We start from the raw sequence: 507 nt of genomic DNA, 5'->3' as shown, positions 1-507 counted from the left end.
CAGATCCTTGCGGTGGATACCGCGCGGGTGAACGGCGAAGAGGCGCTCGCCCAGTCCATCGCGGGCCTGTCGGTCGGCACGGTGAACCAGTTCGATCATGTGAATATCTGGTATTACGACGACGATGCCGAGGGCTGGACCGGATCACCGGCCGCCCCGACCGTGGCAGAGGGCTATATGCGCCCCGCCGATGGCGCGGGCGCCTATGTAATCTCGCCCTCCGGTCTGGGTGTCCGGGCCGTGCGATATCCGCAACTGCGGGCGCGCCTCAGGCGGGTCGGCAGCCCGGTCTGGACCGGGTATCTGTGGTGGGCGGATGCCGGGCAGTCATTTGTCACCGGCCGCCGCGTGGCGATCCCCGAGCCGGTCTGGTCTGGCGATGAGGCGCTGATCACGGTCACGCCGGGCTGGGCCGCCACGGTCGACAGGGTGCGCCTCGACCTGACGCCACAGGATGTGTCGAACCATGTCCTGGTGGACTGGATCGCCATCGGACGCCCGGCGCCC

At 68.8% G+C, this 507-nt stretch carries 1 protein-coding gene; it reads left to right on the top strand.

All coding sequences use genetic code 11. The annotated features are described in order from the left end of the window. Positions 1-507: hypothetical protein (locus IE126_RS25800; RefSeq protein WP_194678750.1), on the top strand; the 507-nt coding region annotated here is incomplete at both ends.

Source organism: Gemmobacter nanjingensis (assembly GCF_014652195.1).
In the GTDB taxonomy this organism is placed as follows: Bacteria; Pseudomonadota; Alphaproteobacteria; order Rhodobacterales; family Rhodobacteraceae; genus Gemmobacter; species Gemmobacter caeni.
The sequence above is the reverse complement of the archived record's forward strand: the minus strand, read 5'-3'. Positions and strand labels throughout refer to the sequence as shown.